Consider the following 21,264-nt stretch of genomic DNA (forward strand, 5'->3'; position numbering starts at 1 on the left):
ACTTTTCGCGTCCCGGCTCTTTAAGAGATTTGTCGAATGACCCTGAAGACCATCGAAGGTACCTTCATCGCCCCCAAAGGCCGCTATGCCCTGGTGGTTGGCCGCTTCAACAGCTTCGTGGTTGAAAGCCTGGTAAGCGGTGCCGTTGACGCCCTGGTTCGCCACGGTGTGAGCGAGAGCGACATCACTCTCATCCGTGCCCCTGGCGCCTTCGAAATTCCACTGGTTGCGCAAAAAGTTGCTCAGCAGGGTGAATACGCGGCGATCATCGCCCTGGGCGCGGTCATTCGTGGCGGTACTCCGCACTTCGAATACGTGGCCGGCGAATGCACCAAGGGCCTGGCCCAAGTGTCCATGGAGTTCGGCGTGCCCGTCGCTTTCGGCGTGCTGACCGTAGATTCCATCGAGCAAGCCATCGAGCGTTCCGGCACCAAGGCCGGTAACAAAGGCGCTGAAGCTGCCCTGTCCGCGCTGGAAATGGTCAGCCTGCTGTCGCAGTTGGAGGCCAAGTGATTTCCGACGAGAGCGATCAGTTCAACCCTCAAGACCCGCGCCCTGCGGATGCCGGCAAGCCGTCCAAAAGCGAGAAGCGCCGTAAAGCGCGTCAACTCGCGACCCAGGCGCTGTACCAGCGTTTGATGGCCGGCGCTTCGTTGAACGAAATCGAAGCGCAGTTCCGCGTCGACAACGACTTCACGTTTGCCGACCAGAGCTACTTCCACGACATCCTGCACGGTGTGCATGCCAACCTGACCGAGATCGACACGGCGCTGGCGCCTTGCCTGGACCTGACGATCGAAGAGCTGGACCCGGTTGAACTGTGCGTGATGCGCCTGTCCACCTGGGAACTGCTCAAGCGCGTTGACGTGCCGTACCGCGTGGTGATCAACGAAGGGATCGAGCTGGCCAAAGTCTACGGTTCGACCGACGGCCACAAGTTCGTCAACGGCGTGCTCGACAAGCTGGCCCCGCGCCTGCGTGAAGCCGAAGTGAAGGAACACAAGCGCTAAGTCGCGCTTACCTTCCCAATGGGTGAGTTCGAGCTGATCCGCAACTACTTCGCCGCCGCGCCCTGTGCGCAGGGCGGCGAAGGCATTGCTCTTGGGATCGGCGACGACTGCGCCTTGCTGGCGCTCCCCGCCGGGGAGCAGTTGGCAATCTCCACCGATACCTTGGTGGCCGGCGTGCATTTTGCCGACCCGTGTGACCCGTTCCTGCTCGGCCAGCGCTCGCTGGCCGTGGCAGTGAGCGACTTGGCCGCCATGGGCGCCCATCCGCTTGCCTTTACCCTTGCCCTGACAACGCCGACGGTCGATGCCGATTGGCTGCAACGCTATGCCCAGGGTTTGAACGCCATGGCGCAAAGCTGCGGCGTGGGCCTGGTGGGCGGTGATACCACGCGCGGGCCGCTGAGCCTGACCCTGACCGTGTTTGGCCGTGTGCCGGCCGGGCAGGCGTTGACGCGCAGCGGTGCGCAACCGGGCGACTTGCTGTGTGTCGGCGGTGAGCTGGGCAATGCTGCAGGTGCCTTGCCGCTGGTGCTGGGCCAACGCACGGCCGACGCTGCTATCGCCGAGCCGCTGCTGGCGCACTACTGGTCGCCACAACCGCAACTGGCGTTGGGCCTGGCGCTGCGGGCAAAGGCTACATCGGCCATGGATATCTCCGACGGGCTGTTGGCTGATTGCGGGCATATCGCCAAGGCGTCGGCTGTCAGCCTGGTGATTGAGCATCAGCACTTGCCGTTGTCCGCGGCCTTGCTGGCGTTTCTGGGTGATGACCAGGCGCGCGTGGCGGCCCTGAGCGGTGGCGACGACTACGTATTGGCGTTCACCTTGCCGCCGGCCGAGCTGGCGCCGTTGCAGGCTGCTGGTTGGCCGATCCACGTGATCGGTCGGGTCGAGGCGGGGCAGGGCGTCACCTTGCTCGACGCCACTGGGCAAGACATCACCCCGGCCGTGCGCGGCTATCAGCATTTTCGCGAGACGCCGTAAGGCGGCCACCTACGCTACCCTCTATACGGTTCTCACCGTGTAGGAAGCTGCCACCATGGATGTGCGCCTAGGGTTGCTGGGTATGCTGTGCGCCGTTGCATTGCTGGCGCAAGCGGATCAAGCCCCGGTGCCTGGCAAAATCACGCTGGCCAGTGAGGAATGGAACGACTACACCAACAAAGATGGCAGCGGTCTGGCCTGGGACGTTTTGCGCCTAGTCTTCGAGCCCGCCGGCATCACGCTGCAAACCCGCAGCGAGCCCTATACCCGCTCGGTCGGCCTGGCCCAGCGCGGCGAGGTGGATGGCTGGGTCGGTTCCTATCGCGATGAGGCCAGCGGCGTGTTGTACCCGTACTGGCATTTCGATTCAGACCACATCTACGCCCTCGGGCTGGCAACGACGCCGACGCCAAGCCTTGCCACGCTGGGCAATTACCGCCTGGCCTGGGTACGCGGCTACAAGTACGAGGAGTACTTGCCCAACCTGCACCACTTCAACCAGATCGAACGCCGAGATGGCATCCTGCCGATGCTGCAGCACGCTCGCGCCGACTTCTACATCGACTCCTTCGCCGAAGCCAGGTACGTGCTGGGCCAGGCGCACGATCCTTCGCAGTTCAGGCTCACGCCTATCGCCGAGCTGCCGCTTTACATAGGCTTTGCCGACACTGAGCGCGGCCGGGCCTTGATGGCGGTGTATGACCAGCGCATGACGGCCTTGGTCAAGAGTGGCGAACTGAAGCCGATTTTCGAACACTGGAAGCAGCCTTATCCGTTCTGACCTGCATAGAACCGGGACGAAGGCCAATCGAACCTATTGATCTTTATCAGCGATAATTCAGCTTAAGCGTCTGTAGGAACCTGCTGTTACAATGGCGCCCTCTGTGAAATCTGAAATCAGGAGCACACGGTGCCCGTCGTTTTCGTCGCTGCTTCCAAGCTGCCTACCCCTTTTGCCACGTTCACCATGAACGGCTTTCTTGAAGAGGCCACCGGTCGCGAGCACGTTGTGCTCAGTCTGGGTGACATCGCCGACGGCGCGCCGGTGCTTGGCCGCGTACACTCCGAGTGCCTGACCGGCGACGCATTGTTCAGCCAACGCTGTGACTGCGGTTCGCAACTGGAAGCCGCCATGCGCGCCATCGCCCGCGAAGGCCGTGGCGTGCTGCTGTACCTGCGCCAGGAAGGCCGTGGCATCGGCCTGATGAACAAGATCCGCGCCTACGAACTGCAAGACGGCGGCGCCGATACCGTCGAGGCCAACGAGCGCCTGGGCTTTGCCGCCGACCAGCGTGACTATGCGATCTGCCTGCCAATGCTGCAGCACCTGGGCGTGAAATCCCTGCGCCTGATGACCAATAACCCGCGCAAGGTCAAAGCCTTGACCGAGATGGGCATCACCGTGGCCGAGCGCGTGCCGCTGCACACCGGGCAAAACCCGCACAACAAGCTCTACCTGGCCACCAAAGCCAGCAAGCTCGACCACATGATGGGCAACGAGCATCAGGGCGAGGTCGACCGCGCGTGACCCGTGGCCAGGTGAAACGGCGACTGTCCTTTAACTGGTGGCAGTACCTGGCCCTGGCATTGCTGCCGCTATTTGTGATCAACCTGGTGTTCGGCCAGGCCCAATCCCTGCTTCCCGTCTTGGCCATGCCACTGTTTATCGCCGGCGTGGCCTCGATGTTTCTGAGCCTGCGTTATTTTCACGGCTATAAACACGCACTGATCGCCACCGCCAAAGCCCTTGATACGCCCGAAGAACCGGCGGCTTGGATCACCCTCGCGGCTCGTCGGCGTACGGCGCTGTTGGTGGCGGCCCTGCCAGCCTGGATCGGCGCGCTGGCGGTGTTTGTCGGTCTGGAAGCGGTGCCGCTGTTTCTGCTGGCATTGTCGACATTGGTGCTGTTTTACCTCTATCGCATCCCGCGTCAGTTGGGATGATAAGTCGCTGGCTGACGCTTCTGCTGCTGGTATTGAGTGCCCAGGCGATGGCGGTCGAGCGCGTGGTCAGTCTGGCGCCTTCACTCTCTGAGATCGTGGTGGAACTGGGCGCCGCCGACCTGCTGGTGGGTGTGCTCGACGGTGGTGAGCGGCCAGCTGCATTGGCGAACGTGCCGTCAGTGGGGCATTACGGCCAATTGAACATGGAGCGTCTGCTCAGCCTCAAGCCCGACCTCATTCTGCTGTGGCCCGGCAGTGTCGGCCCTGCCCAGCGCGAGCAGTTACAGCACCTGAATATTCCCGTCTACGTCGCTGAACCTCATAGCCTTGAACAGCTGGCGGCCCAGGTCCAAGCCATTGCCCAACAAGTGGGTCGCGAAGACGCCGGTCGACACTTAGCCGCGCAGTTACGTCAGCGCCTGGCCGAACTGCGCCAGCGCTATCAGCGCGCCGAGCCGCTGCGGGTGTTTTACCAGGTATGGAACCAGCCGCTGTACACCGTAGGCGGCGGGCAGATCATCAGCGATGCGCTGAGCGTGTGCGGCGCACGCAATGTGTTCGCCGATTTGAAGCTGCCTGCGCCGCAGGTGAGCATCGAGTCCGTGTTGCAGCGCAATCCCGAAGTGATTCTGGCTGGGGATCAGCCGCAGCTGGAGGCCTGGAAAGCCTGGCCGCAGATCGCCGCCGTGGCGCAGGGACGCTTGCTGTTGGTGCCGGACAAAGGCCTGGAGCGGCCCAGCGGCCAGATGGTCGAGGCGGTGGCCAAGCTCTGCGCGTTGATTGCCCCGCAACGCTAGCGTGCGAGAGGCGTGTTGTCCTACCGATTAATAAGATTCTTCCGTTGAGTGGCTCGGCCAGCAGCGGATTACTCTATGGCCCGCGATGCGTGCCGCATGGCGATATTCCACTACAGGAGGTGGCCATGCGTCGTTTGATCATCGGTGTTTCTACTGCCCTTTTGCTGACCGGCTGCACGACGCTGGAAGGTGTCTCAACGTTGATGAATTTCTGGGCTGATCCGCTGGTAGAGAAGGCTGGCCGAGGCGAAAGAACCTCCAAGCAGGACATTCTCGCTATCCAGCAGCCCAAGCGCATCACCCCGATTCGTAGTGGCAGCTCACAGTGTTTTGATTTTGAACTGGAAAACCAAGGCAAAAAAAAGGACTTCTACGTCGGCTTTACCGAGGCCGGCCGTGTTAACGCCTATGGGTTTATAGACTGCGCCGAGGCCATCAAGGCCGGGTATCTGAGCACGAATGAGCCCATGCGCGAGCGTCGTTGAGGCGCCAAGGGGAGCGGCGCACATGACCCTGCCACTGCAATACTCGTTCAGGCAGCGAGCCATTGCCTGAAAGGTCAATCGATAGGTCGAGGCGCCGGGGCGTTGGTTACAGCGTCGGGGTCCAGGTCAGCCCGAGCATCCAGGTCTGTCCCGCTTCGCGGTAGTCCTGATTGTTGGAAAAGTCCGACGCGTTATAGCTGTAGCGGGCGCGGGCGTATTGGCGGTCCAGCAGGTTGTCGACCTTTAGTGAAATTTGGATTTCACGGCTCACCGCCCAACTGCTGCGCAACCCCAGCAGTGCGTATCCACCCAGGCGGTTGCGGTTTTTTTCGTCGTCGTAGCTGCTGCTGATGACCTGCCAACTGGCTCCCAGTCCCACCTTGTCAAATTGTCGATCCAGGTCCAGGTTCAACGTGCGGCGTGCACGACGCGCCAGGGTGTGGCCCGTGTCACGGTCGCGCGGGTTGATGAAGGCGGCGCCCAGGTTACTCTGCCAACCAAACAGCTCCTGCTTGAGCGCCGCTTCAAACCCATCGACACGCGCCGACGCCACGTTTTGCGGCTTGCTGGTGCTGTCGAGGATGATCGCGTTGCTTAACTGGGTGCGATACAGCGAGGCTTCCAGGCGCGTGCTGTCACTCAGTTGGCTGCGCCATTGCAGCTCGTAGCTCTTTGACGTTTCGGGCTGCAAGTTGGGGTTGCTGTACTTTGTGTCAGGGTAATAGAGGTCGTTGAAAGTCGGCGCGCGGAAGCCTTCGCTGTAGCTCAGCAGCACGTCATTGTCAGGGTTGATCGGCACGGTGAGGGTACCGCTCCAGCTGTTTTGCCCACCAAATTGCTGGTTCTGGTCGCGGCGTAGGCCCAGTTCTGTGGAGAACCACTCGCCATGGAAGCGATGCTGCACAAAGGCGGCGCGGTTCCAGCGGCTGTTTTCGGTAAAGGTAGTGCTGCCGTGGAAGCGGTCTTCGTACCAGTCGCCGCCCAGAATCAGGCTGTTCTGGTCGTTAAGCGTCAGGTCGTTCTGCCAATTGACCGAGTCGCGGTAGGTGTTGAACACGCTGAAATCATCACTGAGCTTATCGCGCTTGGTGTCGAGATTTTCGCTGTGGCCCACTTCCAGGCGCGATTGCCAGCGCTCATTGAGTTGGGCGTCGACATAACCGCTGGCGCTGCTCACGGTGTAATCGGTGTAGGGTTTCTGCCCGACCGTTTGCCCGGAAGCGGCGTCGTAGCGGCCAAAGCTGTTGTCGTACGCTGACTTGCCACGGTTATCCAACAGATTGAAACCAACCTCCAGTTCATCGCTGAACGCATGACTGAGGTTGAGGCTGATGGACTGATTGCGATAGGCATCATGGTCGCTATCGCTTTGAAACGACTCATGCGTGGCGTTGATTCCCACCGTGTCATCCAGGCTCGCCCCAAGGTTGAAGCGCGTATGCTCATCGCCGCCGGAAAGACCGACGCTGCGCTCCCAGGTCTGGTGGCTGCCAAACCCCAGTTTCAAGCGTGGCTGCAGGCCTTGCTCGGCATTACGCCGGGTGAATATCTGGATCACGCCGCCAATCGCATCACTGCCGTAGATCACCGAGCGCGAGCCGCGCAGTACTTCCACACGTTCAATCTGGTCGATGTTCAGGTATTGCAGCCCGCTGTCGCCAGAGGTGGTATTGGCGATGCGCTGGCCGTCGACCAGCACTAGGCTTTGCGCGGATTTGGTGCCACGAATATAGATGCCCGGCAAACTGCCACGGCCGCCGGTGGGTGCCACTTGTACGCCGGGTACGCGGCTGAGCAGGTCCGTCACGCTGGTAGGTTGCAGGCGGTCGATGTCGTCGCGGGTGAATACGGTATTGGCGGCGCTGCTGTCGTTGCGCGCCTGGACCTGGCGGTTGGCGCTGATCACCACGTCGGGAAGTTTCAGTGCGTCGTCGCGCTCGAAGCTGTCGGCCAGCAGGTCAGGGGCGGGGAGCAGCAGCAAGGGCAGAGCAAAGCGAAGGCGGTTCATGGGCTGTCCATAGCATTTATCAGCAATACAAAACCAATGTGGGAGCTGACTTGCCAGCGATGCAGGCACCTCGGTTTGTCAGTAAGACCGAGGTGATGCTATCGCAGGCAAGCCAGCTCCCACATTTTTTGAACCGGTTTCTACAGGCCTAGCAGCGCCATGCGCGCGCGCACCGACGCTTCGATACCCGCCTCGTCCAGCCCACACTCTGCCAGCATCTGCGCCGGCTTGGCGTGTTCGACGTACACATCCGGCAAGCCCAGGTGCAGCACCGACTTGAGGATGTTCTCCCGCGCCAGGAACTCGCTGACCGCCGCACCGGCACCGCCCATGATGGCGTTTTCTTCGACGGTCACCAGCAGCTCATGGCTGCCAGCGATGTCGCGTACGAGGGCTTCGTCCAGCGGTTTGACGAACCGCATGTCGACCACGGTGGCGTCGATCTTCTCAGCGACTTTCAGCGCTTCGGCCAATTGCACGCCGAACACCAGAAACGCGGTTTTGCTGCCCTGGCGTCGCACGATCCCTTTACCGATCTCGATCGGCTCCAGGTCTTTCTCGATCACTGCGTTCGGGCCGTTACCACGCGGGTAACGCACGGCCGCCGGGCCGTTGTACAGGTGGCCAGTGCTGAGCATCTTGCGCAGTTCGTTCTCATCACTCGGCGTCATCACCAGCATGCCGGGGATGCAGCGCAAGTAGGACAAATCGAAACTGCCGGCGTGGGTCGGGCCGTCTTCGCCAACCAGGCCGGCGCGGTCAATGGCAAACAGCACGTCGAGGTTCTGCACCGCCACGTCGTGAACCAGTTGGTCATAACCGCGCTGCAGGAAAGTGGAATAGATCGCGACCACCGGCTTGGCGCCTTCACAGGCCATGCCGGCCGCGAACGTCACGGCGTGCTGCTCGGCAATCGCCACGTCGAAATAGCGCAGCGGGAAACGCTCGCTGAACGCCACCAGGTCGGAGCCTTCCTTCATCGCCGGGGTAATACCCACCAGGCGCGAGTCGGCGGCGGCCATGTCGCACAGCCATTCGCCAAACACACCGGAATACTTCGGCCCGCTGGCCTTTTTCGGCGCGGCGGCGGGGGCGTTGAGCGGTTCGAGTTTGGTGATCGCGTGATAGCCGATCGGGTCAACTTCGGCCGGGGCGAAGCCTTTGCCTTTCTTGGTGACGATGTGCAGGAACTGCGGGCCCTTGAGGTCACGCATGTTGCGCAGCGTGGCGATCAGGGTTGGCAGGTCATGGCCGTCGATCGGGCCGATATAGTTCCAGCCCAGTTCTTCGAACAGGGTGCCGGGTACCAGCATGCCCTTGGCGTATTCTTCGGTGCGGCGGGCAATTTCCCACGCGCCGGGCAGACGCGAGAGCACCTTTTTGCTGCCTTCGCGCATGCTGGCATAGGTGCGGCTGGAAAGAATTTTTGCCAGGTAATTCGACAGGCCACCGACATTGCGCGAAATCGACATGTCGTTGTCGTTGAGGATCACCAACATGTTGGCGTTCACTTCTGGCGCGTGGTTCAGGGCTTCGAAAGCCATGCCGGCGGTCAACGCGCCATCACCAATCACTGCGATCGCCTTGCGATCACTGCCTTGCAGGCGGGCGGCAATCGCCATGCCCAGCGCTGCGCTGATAGAGGTGCTGGAGTGGCCGACGCCAAAGGTGTCGTACTCGCTTTCGGCGCGACGCGGGAAGGCGGCCAGGCCGTCCTTCTGGCGCAGGGTGCCCATGCGCTCGCGACGGCCGGTAAGGATTTTATGCGGATACGCCTGGTGGCCCACGTCCCACACCAACCGGTCATCCGGGGTATCGAACACGTAATGCAGGGCGATGGTCAGCTCGATGACACCCAGGCCGGCACCAAAATGCCCACCGGTCTGACCGACCGTGTAGAGCAATTCCAGGCGCAACTCATCGGCCAGGGTTTCCAGCTCGGCTTCACCCAGTCGACGCAGGCCGTCCGGCGTGGCAGCACGGTCGAGCAGTGGCGTGGACGGGCGTTTGCGGGGAATCTCTTGAAACGTCGTGGGCATCAGGCGAATCGTTATAGGTATAGAAGAGGCGGCAGTTTACCTCAAGCGGTGCAAACTGCCCACGCAGAGCGCCGAACTTGGCCGATATGCGGCTGCAATGGCCGCCATTATCAGTGGCGGCGTTCGACGATATACCGCGCCAGGTCGCGCAGAGGCTCGGCCGCCGCGTCGAAAGGTCGCAGGGCATCCAGGGCTTGGTCGCGCAGTTCCAGGGCATACGCCTTGGCCGCTTCAAGGCCAAGCAGGGCCGGATAGGTCGGTTTATCGCGTGCGGCATCCGCGCCTTGGCGTTTGCCCAGGGTCGCGGTGTCACTTTCGACGTCGAGAATGTCGTCCTGCACCTGAAACGCCAGGCCGACAGCCCGGGAATAGGTCTGCAGGGCGGCCAATTGCGCAGCTTCGGCACGGCCACTGGCCAACGCACCCAGGTGCACGGCGGCTTCGATCAGCGCGCCGGTCTTGTGGCGATGCATATGTTCCAGGGCCTGTTGATCCAGCTTGAGGCTGACCGAACCCATGTCGATCGCTTGCCCGCCGACCATACCGGCCGGGCCTGCGGCCAGGGCGAGGGCGGTCACCATGCGCAGGCTGTTTTCTGCGTTCACGCTATTTAAACGTGGGTCCAGCAGGGCGCTGAACGCCAGGCTCTGCAGGCCATCGCCGGCCAAAATGGCGTAGGCTTCATCAAAGGCTTTGTGAGTAGTCGGCTGGCCGCGACGCAAATCGTCGTCGTCCATCGCCGGCAAATCGTCATGCACCAGGGAATAGGCGTGAATCAGCTCCACCGCACACGCCGCACCATTGGCCTGCTCGGCCGGCGCGCCCAGCGCTTCACACGCCGCATAGGCCAGCAACGGGCGCACACGCTTGCCGCCATTCATCACGCTGTAGCGCATGGCTTCGTAGAGACGCTTCATTTCCGGGCTTGGCGCAACAAACAAGGGCTCGAGCGCCGCGTTGACCCGGGCTTGGCTACTGGCCTGATACGCGTCGATCATTCCGGCTGTTCCGCATCGAAAGGTTCTTCGGCCAACTCCCCGTCACGTTCCAGCAGCACTTGCACTTTCTGCTCAGCCTGCGCCAACGCGCTCTGGCAGTCGCGCGTCAGGCCGATGCCTTGCTCGAACGCCGTCAACGAATCTTCCAGCGACAACTCGCCGTTCTCCAGACGCTCGACCAGAGTTTGCAGGTCGGCGAGGGATTGTTCGAAATCGAGTGCAACTTTTTTGCGGGCCATGGCGGCTATTCCGGTAGACGGTAAACCGGCGCGACACTAGCAGACATGGGGATTGTGGGCAAATGAGCGGGTGGCTTCAGTCGCTTCAGCCTTTGATTTGATAGCGCGTACTATGGCCTCCGCCAGGCAAACGGACCAGGCAGTTTTTTCCAGCAGATCAGTAAGATGCCGAGTTGTGGTGGCCTTGGACACCTTCGCCTCTGCCTGGTACTGCGCGGCGTTGATACCGTGTTCGAAGCCCTTTTTCACCGCCGTCGAGCAGGCCGTTGAGTACCTTGGTCTGTTCGGCAGATAACGAGAGGTCGCGGTGCTGCTGCCAAAACCGGGTCTTGGCCAGAGCTCGGTCAATTCGCGCCATCGCCTGCTCCAGGCTGAACAGCAAGGTTTTCAGGAACCATTCCAGCCAATCGGTGATACCCAGTGTGGCCTTCTGGCTGGATTCCAATGCGTTGTAGTAACCGGCGCGCGCTGATCGCCTACCCGAGTCCTTTTCAGCGCCGATGACTCCGGCATGCACCGACGTTGGCCGGCGCTGACCGATTATGCTGTTTTCAAACTATTCGAGAGAGTCATCGACCGCTTGCTCCAAGCCTCGGCGTGGATATGCTTCAAAATCTAGAGCTTTGCGCTGGACGCCTTTTTGTGAATACAAAAAGGCGATGGGGGCTGATCTCACTGTCAGGCTCAGCGAAAGCTAGCGTCAATTCTTTGAACTTTTAATTTAATAAAGTGCTCGTTACATTCGGGGTGTTCGTAGTGGATATCTTCATCGCTCAGCGAAGTGAAAGTAAGAAAAGTCTCATTGAGTAGCTCTCCGTAGAGGAAGTAGCAATAACCATAATTCGCTTTTTCAACCAGTATTTTCCTCGGTTCAACCCGTTCAATCTCGTAGTCGTCGGAAAGGTTTAGGGTGAGTTCTATGTCGTAGGTTTCTCCAACTTCGATAGTGTAGGGGCAGTAGCTGACAAAACAGTTTATAGCTGTTCCCTCAATGAGCAATATCACATCATCATTTGCATGCTTATTGAGTGCTATCACTTTTCCTTTTTTACAGTGGTTTGTTATAGGGTCTGATGACTTTTTCAGTAGAGTAATCATTTGTCGTCCTTCAGAAGTCTTTTTGGCATACGGAGGGGGATACGGTCGGTTTTATTTCTCGCCGGTTCTCATATGAACCCTGCGCTGGCGGGCCGCGCGATAGGAGTGGTGATGTTTGCCTGAGCGAACAGCGATTCGGTGCTGGTGAGGTGTTTAAAAAACTGGGCGGGTGGAGGTTGGTGCGGTTGGATACGTGTTTTCATTAGCCGTTTTGCTCGTTGTCGGGTTTGTTGATGGCCGCGTGAGGGAAGTTGTTTTTCAGGGATAAGCCCAACTAACGCAATTATGGTCGTCCACGTAGATCAAAAATCTAAAGCTCATGTCCGTCACCCAGAATGGGTATCCAGTGGTATCAGATAAAATACGCTCAAGGTGTTGGGGAGAGGCGATTTCCCATGCTCTATAGGACGTGTCGAACACAACGAAAATCAACTGATCACTTTCAATGTTTTTTGATACCTCTTGCCAGAAATCAGGCTTGTACTCCGTGCGGTTAACCCGTAATTGAATTGGATCAAGAGGGTTGGCACTTTCGCAGAAAAACACGTTGCCAAGAGATGTGATTAATATATCTAGGTTTTTGGGAGCAAGTTTTCTACTCTGAATACCCAGGTTTTCTAAGCTTTCGTCGATCTCTGCTTCTAGGTAACTCATTGTGCAATACCAAGCCTGGAGCGGTTGACGGGGGCTGTGGTGTGCCCAAGTGGTCGAGTGGGTAGTGGAACGGCTGAATGTCTTTTGGACCAAAGCCATCCAGCAGTGCTAACGGACGAAATCTGTCCGGTTCGTAGAGGTAACTGCGATGACGATCCGCGTGATGCTCCGCAACCAGCTTGTCGCCTTGCCAGAAAAACTCCGTCGTTATGTCGTAGACGGTTTTACTGCTGCGTCGACCAAATGGGTAACGGTAGCTGGCAGTTTTAGAGTATTTATCCACTGTCTGTGCTCCCCGGCTGATATAGCTTCTCATCCATCCGTTACCGAGTCGCTGGCTACAAAGTCGGCCATACATCCGAGACAGGTGTTCAGTTAATCTCATATCCTCTCAATGCTGTAGCTACCCGCTATCACTGAAAAGATAACTTCGCCGCTATTGCTGTCCTTGAAGCAATAACTTTTACCTGATTTGTCTGGTGCGATGCGTGCTACCTCTTGCGAAAGGTGAGAATCCTTTTCCTCGTGTATCTCACATCGAGAGGTGATCGCATTTATACTTTTAAAGGCAGCCGCGTTATGAAAAGTGATCAGCAGTGATTGATCTTGTTGGTCCGTAAAAAAAACTAGTAATTCATTTCTTTTGCAAGTGACTTGTTCGATGATTCCCTTTGAGATAGTAATCTCTTCAGTGCTATGGCTTATTCGATTCATCGGTTGACTGGGCTCCCAGAATTTCAAATCGGAGAAATATCTTTCCATGTCATCCATCTCATCATCACCGAGAGAGTCGTCAAAGGGCATAGATATGATCCGGCGTACCTTTGCCAAGCGCTGTGTAACAGCGCAATCGTCGATGAAGTCAGTGGTTGCTTTTCGATACTCTTCTAGAGCACCAGGCTTTTCAGCATAATAACTGCCCATTTTGTGTAAGGATATCAATATAAACTCGATCTCTTTAAGCGCGTCAAGTGCTTCTTTTCCGGGAAGTTCTATTTTTTCATTTTTTTCTAACATTACTTTCTCCTTGTGAATTTTGGGTTTTTTAACGTCAAGTTTCTTTTTAGGGTTAGCTCAGTAGAGTTATATCTGGGGTTTGTATCAACTCCAATTGTGATTCCTCTACATCCGTTTCAATGTAATCTCGACCTTTATTTTTTTTGATTTGATATTTGTTCTGCGCTTCTGTCGGGTTTAGTACTTTGCTCTTTGCGGGCTCAAGAAAAACTCTATTGTTGTCCTGCTCCCTCTTTTTCAATGCCTTCCAAGCCAGCTCTGCTCGTATAGTGTCGTAGCCTTACGGTTTTTTCTTGGTTTGATGTGGTAACTGGTAACGTTGGCTCGCCATCGGGAGCTTTTGCGTTCCGTGTTGGGCTCTCGGCTTTATCTTCGGGTTTACATGCATTGGCGCCGGGGCAGGTGTTTAAGCCTAGCGGATCTACCCACCCCGTAGGATTAAGCACGTACTGGTACGCGTTGATCCCACCCGCCAGCTTCACCGGGTCGGGTGTCAGGTAGCGACCAATATCTGGATTGTAGTAGCGATGGCGGTTGTAGTGCAGCCCGCTTTCTTGGTCGAAGTACTGGCCTTGGAAACGTAGCGGGTTGTCGATTTTGTTGATGTCTAGGCGGCTGATCTGGCCATAGGCGCGGTAGTGCGCAGACAGACGATTTCGCCGTCGGGGGCGGCGAGCTCCTGCGGGGTGCCAAGGTGGTAGAGTTGGTAGTGGAACGGCTGGGTATTTTTTGGACCAAAGCCCTCCAGCAGGACCAGCGGACGGAAACTGTCCGGTTCGTAGAGGTAACTGCGATGCCGATCCGCGTGATGCTCCGCAACCAGCTTGTCGCCTTGCCAGAAAAACTCCGTCGTTATGTCGTCGACGGTTTTACTGCTGCGCCGACCAAATGGGTCATAACGGTAGCTGGCTGTTTGCCCGTTGGGTTGGGTGATGCTAATTAGCCGGTGCTGACAGTCGTAGCGATATTCGGAGACGAGTTGATTGGGGCGCCGGGTTCACTCATTTTTTGAGGGTGAACCTTGGTATCTGGTGAGTAGGTTTGTTGTGATTAGCAGGCTTGCCCTTGGTTCGGCTGCGCAGCAGCCTCGAAACTGGCGGCGCGGTTTTGGCTTTCAAAGCGCGTTGCCCTTATTGGGGTTTCTGCGCAGCGCGAGCAAGCTCGCTCGCCACAGGTAAAGATCGAATGGGCTATTTAGAGGTAGTCTTTCAACACCTTTCAAGGCTGTATAAAGTATAAATTAGATGTGGAACCTTCGATTTTCTTGGCTTTTCCCTTTTTTAGGTACTCGTTGAATTCGCGTTCCAAAGATTCTTTGTTGGTGTATTTTTTGTATTTGCATGGTAACTCACATGCGTACATGTACAGCCGCCATGCGTCGAAGCCGTCGACTCTTCCGTCAGGGCCATAATCAAAGTCGATACATATTTCGGATAGGTAAACACAGCAACCAATTCCGTGCAGTTCGTAGGTTACATCACCATTAACCTTCCCGCACCGCGGGATTTTGTTGGTTCGCCACAGTCGGAGAATATTTTTAGTGCCGAATGAGCACTCAAGCAAATCAGTTGCCTTCTTTACGTGCTCTAAATACTCTGCGATCAAATTTTCAAGCGTATGAGCTTTCATCGTCTTGGCCTATTTAACCTATCCAGCCCAGCTGTATTTGACGCATCCACCACTTCCTTGGTGTTATTAAACACGCTTTCGTGGCTTTCTATATTTTCAATCAGTTTTATGGTGACCATCGTATGTGTTCGTCTGGCGGCTGCAGCTCGATGGTGGCCGTCTATAATGTAGCGCCGTTCGTTATGCTCAAGCACTTCAATGGGTTGGTTAATATCGTATCCATTGCTTCGCATATTGCCAGAAATCTCCTCAACCTTTTTGGTTGAACGCTTCCCTTCAATGCTGTGTGTCCGACTCAACGTTTCTGCATCAACTCCATGGATAAGAGGAGCGGGAGGGAGCCCTTCATCTACCCGGTTAATTTGGGCTGTATCGTCCGCACCTGTTTGGGGCTTGCAACCGTTCTCACCCGGGCAGCTATGCAAGCCCTGAGGGTCCACCCACCCCGTAGGGTTGGGCACATACTGGTATGTGTTGATCCCACCGGCCAGCTTCACCGGGTCGGGTGTCAGGTAACGACCAATATCTGGATTGTAGTAGCGATGGCGGTTGTAGTGCAGCCCGCTTTCCGGGTCGAAGTATTGGCCTTGGAAGCGCAGCGGGTTGTCGACTTTGTTGATGTCTAGGCGGCTGATCTGGCCGTAGGCGCGGTAGTGCGCGGACCAGACGATTTCGCCGTCCGGGGCGGTGAGTTCCTGTGGTGTGCCCAAGTGGTCGAGTTGGTAGTGAAACGGCTGAATGTCTTTTGGACCAAAGCCATCCAGCAGTGCTAACGGACGAAAGCTGCCCGGTTCGTAGAGGTAACTGCGATGACGATCCGCGTGATGCTCCGCAACCAGCTTGTCGCCTTGCCAGAAAAACTCCGTCGTTATGTCGTCGACGGTTTTGCTGGTGCGCCGACCAAACGGGTCATAGCGGTAGCTGGCTGTTTGCCCGTTGGGTTGGGTGATGTTAATTAGCCGGCGCTGACAGTCGTAGCGATATTTGGTGATGAGTTGATTGGGGCGCCGGGTTCACTCATTTTTTGAGGGTGAACCTTGGTATCTGGTGAGTAGGTTTGTTGTGATGAGCAGGCTTATTGTGGCGAACAGGCTTGCCTTTGGTTTGGCTGCGCAGCAGCCTCAAAACTGGCGATGCGGGTTTTGCTTGGGAAACGCGTAGGGTTTATTGGGGCTGCTTCGCAGCCCAACGCGAGCAACGTTACGGTTTATGCGTTGGCTTCTAAGTTGTAACGTATAAGGCACTCAAGTAATACTTTCATGAACTGTCTTTTATCAATGATTTCGTCATTGAAGTAAGTGTCGAAAAGGTAAAAAACAGCTTCGAATGTTTCCTCAGTATTTAGAAAATGTTCTAGGGTCTGGATGTGTCGCTGTCTTTCTTCATATTTATATCTGATAAATTCTGGTCTGGTCAGCTTGTCAAACAGGTCTTTAAGCTCTTTCGAGTTGTTAACATCTGTGAGAGCAATAAGCTCCTCTCTGTCAGGGTTTCTTGTATTTTCGATGCAATATGTAAAAAGCAGACCTTGGATTGTTGAGAGGCTTGGTTTAATTTTCATTCGAAATCCGTAAAGGCTGTTATGGGGTTTCCGTCTTCATTCAAAAAAACTCTGGCTTTTTTCTGTTTTCCATATTCGTAGCCGTCCCGTTTGTATCCTTCTCCGATTATCTTTCCCATGTTCATTGGTGCTTTGGACATTGATAAGTCGGTCCATTTGAAAATGAGTTGGGCACGGTGAATTGCATTTAATTGATCTCTGTGGCTTAAAAAGTGAGTGGCTGCGCTCGGGGGTCTAGGCTCTCCACTTCTTGGTCCTCTTGTGAATCTTTCAATTTCTCCGGTGGTAGGATTTTTAGCTGTCATTACTCTTTCAAGTTGAGAGGCGAGCGTTGTCTGCTTACCGTGTTTCTCCAGGAAATGCGCGCCTGGTGTCGATTTTTCGAGCTCATCCAATCTTCTATACGCGTTTGCCTCTGCAAGATCATCAATTCTCGCCTGTCGTTCTGCGCGTGACAGTTGTGGTAATGCAGGCTCTCGGTTGTTAACACCAGCTGCCGGGCTTTTTTCGGTGACGCTTGGCGTGCAGCCACCCCCGCCAGGGCATGTGTTCAATCCTAGCGGATCTATCCACCCCGTAGGGTTAGGCACGTACTGGTATGTGTTGATCCCACCGGCCAGCTTCACCGGGTCGGGTGTCAGGTAACGACCAATATCTGGATTGTAGTAGCGATGGCGGTTGTAGTGCAGCCCGCTTTCCGGGTCGAAGTATTGGCCTTGGAAGCGCAGCGGGTTGTCGATTTTGTTGATGTCTAGGTGGCTGATTTGGCCGTAGGCGCGGTAATGCGCGGACCAGACGATTTCGCCGTCAGGGGCGGTGAGTTCGTGCGGGGTGCCGAGGTGGTCCAGTTGATAGTGGAAGGGCTGGGTGTCTTTTGGACCAAAGCCTTCCAGCAGTACTAACGGCCGAAAGCTGTCCGGGTCGTAGATGTAACTGCGATGCCTGTCCGCGTGATGCTCCGCAACCAGCCTGTCGCCTTGCCAGAAAAACTCAGTGGTTATCCCATCAACGGTTTTGCTGATACGCCGACCGAACGGGTCATAGCGATAGCTGGCCGTTTGCCCGTTCGGCTGGGTAATGCCGATAAGCCGATGCTGGCAGTCGTAGCGGTACTCGGTGACGAGTTGATGGCCTTTACCGCGCCGTTGACGGATCAGATTGCCGAACGCGTCATAGTCGTAATGATGATCGCCCTGAATCACCAACCGATTTCCCGCCACGATGTCCGGACCGGGACGATCCTGCATGAGCAGGTTACCAGCCGGGTCGTGGCCGAAGCGCTCTTGCACGTCTTGCGAATGATCCGCGCGGGTCAGGCGGGCGAGGGGGTCGTAGTGGTAGTGGTGTTCGCCTTTGCGGGTGTCGAGCAGGCGGGTGAGGTTGCCGGTTTTGTCGTAGTCGTAGTGGCGGCGGTAGAGCTTGTGTTCTTCCTGGGTCACCGCGTGGGCGTGCAGGCGGTTTTGCTCGTCGTAGTGGTAGCGGCTGAGCAGTTGGCCTTGCTGGCGTTGGCGTTCTTTTCCGGTGTTGAAGAGGTGGGATGTTAGGGTTTTGCCATTCAGTTCGACGGTGGCGAGGTGGCCGCTTTTGTCGTGATTGAAGGTGAGGCGGTTGTTGTCCGGCAGGCGCAGGTTTTTCAATTGGCCGCAGGCGTCGTAGCCGTAGCGCAGGGTGCCCCAGCCTTGGTGGTCGGCGATGAGGCGGTTTTGGCTGTCGTATTCGTAGGCTAACGCCCAGTGGCCGTCGTCGACGCTGAGGAGGTTGCCCTGGCGGTCGTAGGCGTAATCGACCACTCCACCGTCTGGAAGAGTTTTTCGTACGAGGCGGCCGGAAAAATCTCGCTCGTAGCGGGTGACTAGCTGACTGCCGTCATCGCCGTGTTCGGTTTTCTCCAGTAAGTTGCCGCTGAGGTCATACACGTAAGTCGTGCGCTGACCGTCAAAGCCGATTTCCTGCTGGATCAGCCCGTTGGGGTGGTAATCAAGTCGGTAGGTTTCGCCGACTTCGTTTTCGATTTCGGTCAGTAGTAACCGGGTGTTGTCGTAGCGGTAGTTAACCTGGGTGCCATCGGCGTTGAGACGGCGGCTGATCAGGTGCAGGCCGTCGGCGTATTCGTAGCGGGTGACGTGGCCCAATTCGTCACGTTCAGAGGTGATTTTTCCGTAGGGGTTGTGGCTGAATTCCCGCGTGGCACCGCCTGGAAGTACGACACGAACCAACCGACCCACACCGTCCCACTGATACTGCGTCAGCGCGCCATGCTCATCCTCACGCGCAACTTGTCGTCCAACATCGTCATAGCGATAACGCTTAACCCCACCATTCGGCAGTTGTTCCTCAACGAGCTGCCCACGCTCATTCCAGACCAGCCGATGACAGCCGTTATCCGGATACCAAACCCCAATCAGCTGCCCGTGTTTGTCGTAGGTGTAGTCCGTAATGTGGCCGTCAGGATCTGTCTGACGCGTAACGTCGCCTTGTTCGTTACGCTCATACTTCCAAACCGCCTCACCCCGCCGTACAACCCGTACGAACCCGTTGTCATGCTCGTAGGATGTCGGCTCATCCTCCCCCGGAAACAGCGCCACCAAACGTCCGGCTTCGTCATACTGATACGCCGTCACCGCCCCCAGCGGATCCTGCTCAACCGTCAGCCGGCCCTTGTCATCGTAGGATTTGAAATGCTCCGCGCCATTGGGATCAATCCGCTGCACCAGCCGCGCCCGCTGATCGTGGACATACACTTCCTGGCTACCATCAGCGTTGTGAACCGTGACCCTGCCGCCGTCTTCCCACGCATAGCGCGTTTCCATCTGCGAAAAACTGGCCCAATGCCGAACACATCGCGCGGCCTTGCCAGACCGTTCCCACGCCCAAAAGAAACTCGCCCCACCGGCCAATTGCCGCTCAAGAATGACGTGCTGATCGTCGTACCGATAAACCTCACTTTCACCTACGGCATTGGTCGCCGAAACCAATCGTCCTGCCTCGTCATAGACGTAGGAAACGACGTTCTGCTCCGTCACCCATACATACGGCTCACGGCCTTTGGCGCGATGAACCTGATAGTCAACCGCCACAATGCGACCGAGTTCATAGCGCAAAAACAGCGACCGACCCGCGCCGTTATCCAGCCGCTCAATCCGCCCCAAATGATCACGAGAAATCCGCAGCCGGTTGTCATACGCATCGCTGATTGCCGTCAGCTGACCGTCGTGAAAGTGATAAAACCGTGATGCCTGGGCCAGCACCAACTCATCGGGCAGGGCACCCAAATAGATCGCCGCTTCGGCCAGGCTGTTGGTGATCGCCGGTCGGGCAGCGGTAGGCAAGGGCAGGGCAGTCGATCGATTCTCATGATCCGTCCAAACCACCGAGTCACCCGTCACCACTAGCCTTTGTGCCAGCGCATGACTCCAGCCAAACCCCAACCCACAATCCGCTTCCACCGCACTGGTGCGATACAACCGCGTCCACTCAAACGGCAAAATCCCGTCCAGCGCACCATCGGTAAGCGTCAGCAATTCCTCCCCGGTGACCATCGACACCGGGCAGCCATGGGTGGCGGTTTTGTCCGCAGGTGCCGCTGCATCTCCACGGGGATTCTTCGCAGCCGCAGGCACATCATCCACATGCTCTTTCTGCTTCAACACCGCGTTCTGCCGCGCCCGCCAGCGCATCTGCATCGTGCCTTGCTTCAGCCCACCGACGACGCCGCGAACCGCCACGGCCTTGTAGCGATCCACCGCCTGCATGAACTTGGTCAGAATCCCAAGCAGGCCGCGCACAAAGCCAACTGCGGCATCGAGAACCTGTGCGCCATACTTGACCAACCGCAAGCTCAGATACGCCACACCCGCCGCAGGCAGCGCGATCATCAGCACCGCGCCAATCACCAGGTCGATCAGCAGCGACACCACAAACCCCGCCGCCGCCTCGGCAATATCGCCCGGTGGCAACGCGTCCAGCCACAGCATCGCCGTGCGCACCATCAGGTACAGCGCCGCCTCGTCACTGGCCAGCAACATGGCCTTTTCCATGACCTGCGGCGCATCGGTGGCCAACTGCGCCAACTTGGCGGCCTCGGCACCCAGTTGCTCGCCGAACTTCATGGGGTCTGCAAGAATCGCCTGGACCAGCTTGATGCTGTCCCAGACCTCCTTGATTGCCGCCCAACTGCCCGCGAGCACGCCGCTGCCAATCGCGCTGGCGGTGGATTGCTGCCAGGACGGTTTGAAGCCGTTCCATTGCTCGCGCAGCCATTGCTCCAAGTCCGCCGTCAACCCAGCGTAGGAGGCAAACAACGCGTCTACCTGCTGTGCGGAGACGCCGCCCTGTACCCGCACCTGATAGCGCCCACCGGCCACGCAGGTGTGGGAAGCCTTGCCATGTTCATCCAGCATGACCCGCGTAGAGCTGCCGTCCTCCAGGCGAATAACCTCAACCGGGATTTCGCCGATCGGCACGTCGTACACCGACTCGAACTTGCTCTCGATCTTCAGCTCGCCACCCGCTGGGCAGCGCGCAACGGTGGAAAAATCCGCATCGGAAATGCTGAAGGAACGTTGCGAATCCCCCACCCGCAATACCCTGTCCATCCCCAGCAACGACGGCATGTCCGCTGCATGGCTGACCGAGTCCAGCGCCCGCGCATACCAGGCGCCCATCTGCTGGCGATACTCCGCCAGGCTCTGATGGAAGCCATTGAGCTCATGTTCGATAAAGGCAATGTGGGCGGCGTGGGTCATCCGTGACGTCTCGGCAAAATGGCAAGGCGTCGGAGCATGCCGCAGGAAAAAGCGCC

General features: G+C 57.5%; 18 protein-coding genes and 4 pseudogenes. 8 read left to right on the forward strand and 14 right to left on the reverse strand.

Translation table 11 applies throughout. The features are described 5' to 3' along the window. Positions 1–36: 36 nt before the first annotated feature. The 8 genes from ribH (at position 37) to AACU78_RS05915 (ending at position 5,220) form a co-directional block, all read left to right on the forward strand. A complete protein-coding gene (gene ribH / locus AACU78_RS05880; RefSeq protein WP_003194576.1) occupies positions 37–513 on the forward strand; it encodes a 6,7-dimethyl-8-ribityllumazine synthase in 477 nt (158 codons plus the stop codon). Continuing rightward, on the forward strand, positions 510–1,010 hold the full coding sequence (gene nusB / locus AACU78_RS05885; protein WP_017135996.1) for a transcription antitermination factor NusB: 501 nt from the start codon (positions 510–512) through the stop codon (positions 1,008–1,010). Before ribH ends, nusB begins: the two co-directional genes overlap by 4 nt. Before the next feature lie 18 nt (positions 1,011–1,028). Beyond that, on the forward strand, positions 1,029–1,994 hold the full coding sequence (thiL, locus tag AACU78_RS05890) for a thiamine-phosphate kinase (protein ID WP_106580243.1): 966 nt from the start codon (positions 1,029–1,031) through the stop codon (positions 1,992–1,994). Between the two features lie 55 nt (positions 1,995–2,049). Beyond that, positions 2,050–2,775, forward strand: a complete 726-nt coding sequence (locus AACU78_RS05895; RefSeq protein WP_106580244.1) for a substrate-binding periplasmic protein — start codon at positions 2,050–2,052, stop codon at positions 2,773–2,775. 129 nt (positions 2,776–2,904) lie between these two features. Beyond that, positions 2,905–3,522, forward strand: a complete 618-nt coding sequence (gene ribA / locus AACU78_RS05900) for a GTP cyclohydrolase II (protein WP_106580245.1) — start codon at positions 2,905–2,907, stop codon at positions 3,520–3,522. Further along, positions 3,519–3,938: a nuclear FMR1 interacting 1 family protein gene (locus AACU78_RS05905; protein WP_106580246.1), complete on the forward strand. Its 420-nt coding sequence runs from the start codon at positions 3,519–3,521 to the stop codon at positions 3,936–3,938. Before ribA ends, AACU78_RS05905 begins: the two co-directional genes overlap by 4 nt. Continuing rightward, on the forward strand, positions 3,935–4,735 hold the full coding sequence (locus AACU78_RS05910; RefSeq protein ID WP_106580247.1) for a cobalamin-binding protein: 801 nt from the start codon (positions 3,935–3,937) through the stop codon (positions 4,733–4,735). Before AACU78_RS05905 ends, AACU78_RS05910 begins: the two co-directional genes overlap by 4 nt. A 125-nt stretch (positions 4,736–4,860) precedes the next feature. Then, positions 4,861–5,220, forward strand: coding sequence for a transcriptional regulator (locus tag AACU78_RS05915; protein WP_106580248.1), 360 nt, complete (start codon positions 4,861–4,863; stop codon positions 5,218–5,220). Positions 5,221–5,326: 106 nt separating this feature from the next. Here the strand turns inward: AACU78_RS05915 and AACU78_RS05920 are convergent, their stop codons facing one another. The 14 genes and pseudogenes from AACU78_RS05920 to AACU78_RS05975 form a co-directional block, all read right to left on the reverse strand. Next, positions 5,327–7,228: a TonB-dependent receptor domain-containing protein gene (locus AACU78_RS05920; protein ID WP_106580249.1), complete on the reverse strand. Its 1,902-nt coding sequence runs from the start codon at positions 7,226–7,228 to the stop codon at positions 5,327–5,329. 140 nt (positions 7,229–7,368) lie between these two features. Continuing rightward, the gene (gene dxs / locus AACU78_RS05925; protein ID WP_106580250.1) at positions 7,369–9,267 is read right to left on the reverse strand and encodes a 1-deoxy-D-xylulose-5-phosphate synthase; all 1,899 of its coding nucleotides are present in this window, start codon (positions 9,265–9,267) and stop codon (positions 7,369–7,371) included. A 110-nt stretch (positions 9,268–9,377) separates the two neighbouring features. Further along, positions 9,378–10,265 (reverse strand): (2E,6E)-farnesyl diphosphate synthase, encoded by an 888-nt coding sequence (ispA, locus tag AACU78_RS05930; protein ID WP_106580251.1) that lies wholly within the window; start codon positions 10,263–10,265, stop codon positions 9,378–9,380. Beyond that, on the reverse strand, positions 10,262–10,504 hold the full coding sequence (locus tag AACU78_RS05935; protein WP_003176346.1) for an exodeoxyribonuclease VII small subunit: 243 nt from the start codon (positions 10,502–10,504) through the stop codon (positions 10,262–10,264). Before AACU78_RS05935 ends, ispA begins: the two co-directional genes overlap by 4 nt. Before the next feature lie 85 nt (positions 10,505–10,589). Then, positions 10,590–10,970, reverse strand: a pseudogene (locus tag AACU78_RS05940) (DUF4172 domain-containing protein); the annotation flags it as partial. A 218-nt stretch (positions 10,971–11,188) separates the two neighbouring features. Then, the gene (locus AACU78_RS05945; protein WP_106580252.1) at positions 11,189–11,602 is read right to left on the reverse strand and encodes a hypothetical protein; all 414 of its coding nucleotides are present in this window, start codon (positions 11,600–11,602) and stop codon (positions 11,189–11,191) included. A 258-nt stretch (positions 11,603–11,860) separates the two neighbouring features. Next, positions 11,861–12,256: a hypothetical protein gene (locus AACU78_RS05950; protein WP_106580253.1), complete on the reverse strand. Its 396-nt coding sequence runs from the start codon at positions 12,254–12,256 to the stop codon at positions 11,861–11,863. Positions 12,257–12,260: 4 nt separating this feature from the next. After that, positions 12,261–12,524: pseudogene (locus AACU78_RS30040) on the reverse strand (RHS repeat domain-containing protein); the annotation flags it as partial. Positions 12,525–12,637: 113 nt separating this feature from the next. Then, a complete protein-coding gene (locus AACU78_RS05955; RefSeq protein WP_106580254.1) occupies positions 12,638–13,273 on the reverse strand; it encodes a hypothetical protein in 636 nt (211 codons plus the stop codon). A 386-nt stretch (positions 13,274–13,659) separates the two neighbouring features. Further along, positions 13,660–14,255: pseudogene (locus AACU78_RS05960) on the reverse strand (RHS repeat domain-containing protein); the annotation flags it as partial. Between the two features lie 236 nt (positions 14,256–14,491). Further along, complete coding sequence (locus AACU78_RS30045; protein WP_106580255.1) at positions 14,492–14,902, reverse strand: DUF6896 domain-containing protein; 411 nt, start codon at positions 14,900–14,902, stop codon at positions 14,492–14,494. Continuing rightward, a pseudogene (locus AACU78_RS05965) lies at positions 14,899–15,900 on the reverse strand (RHS repeat-associated core domain-containing protein); the annotation flags it as partial. The pseudogene AACU78_RS05965 and the gene AACU78_RS30045, both read right to left, overlap by 4 nt. A gap of 209 nt (positions 15,901–16,109) precedes the next feature. Beyond that, a complete protein-coding gene (locus tag AACU78_RS05970; protein ID WP_106580256.1) occupies positions 16,110–16,463 on the reverse strand; it encodes a hypothetical protein in 354 nt (117 codons plus the stop codon). After that, positions 16,460–21,208, reverse strand: a complete 4,749-nt coding sequence (locus AACU78_RS05975; RefSeq protein ID WP_106580257.1) for an RHS repeat-associated core domain-containing protein — start codon at positions 21,206–21,208, stop codon at positions 16,460–16,462. Before AACU78_RS05975 ends, AACU78_RS05970 begins: the two co-directional genes overlap by 4 nt. Positions 21,209–21,264: the final 56 nt, after the last annotated feature.

The sequence above is a fragment of the Pseudomonas sp. R9.37 genome, assembly GCF_963878885.1.
GTDB lineage: Bacteria > Pseudomonadota > Gammaproteobacteria > Pseudomonadales > Pseudomonadaceae > Aquipseudomonas.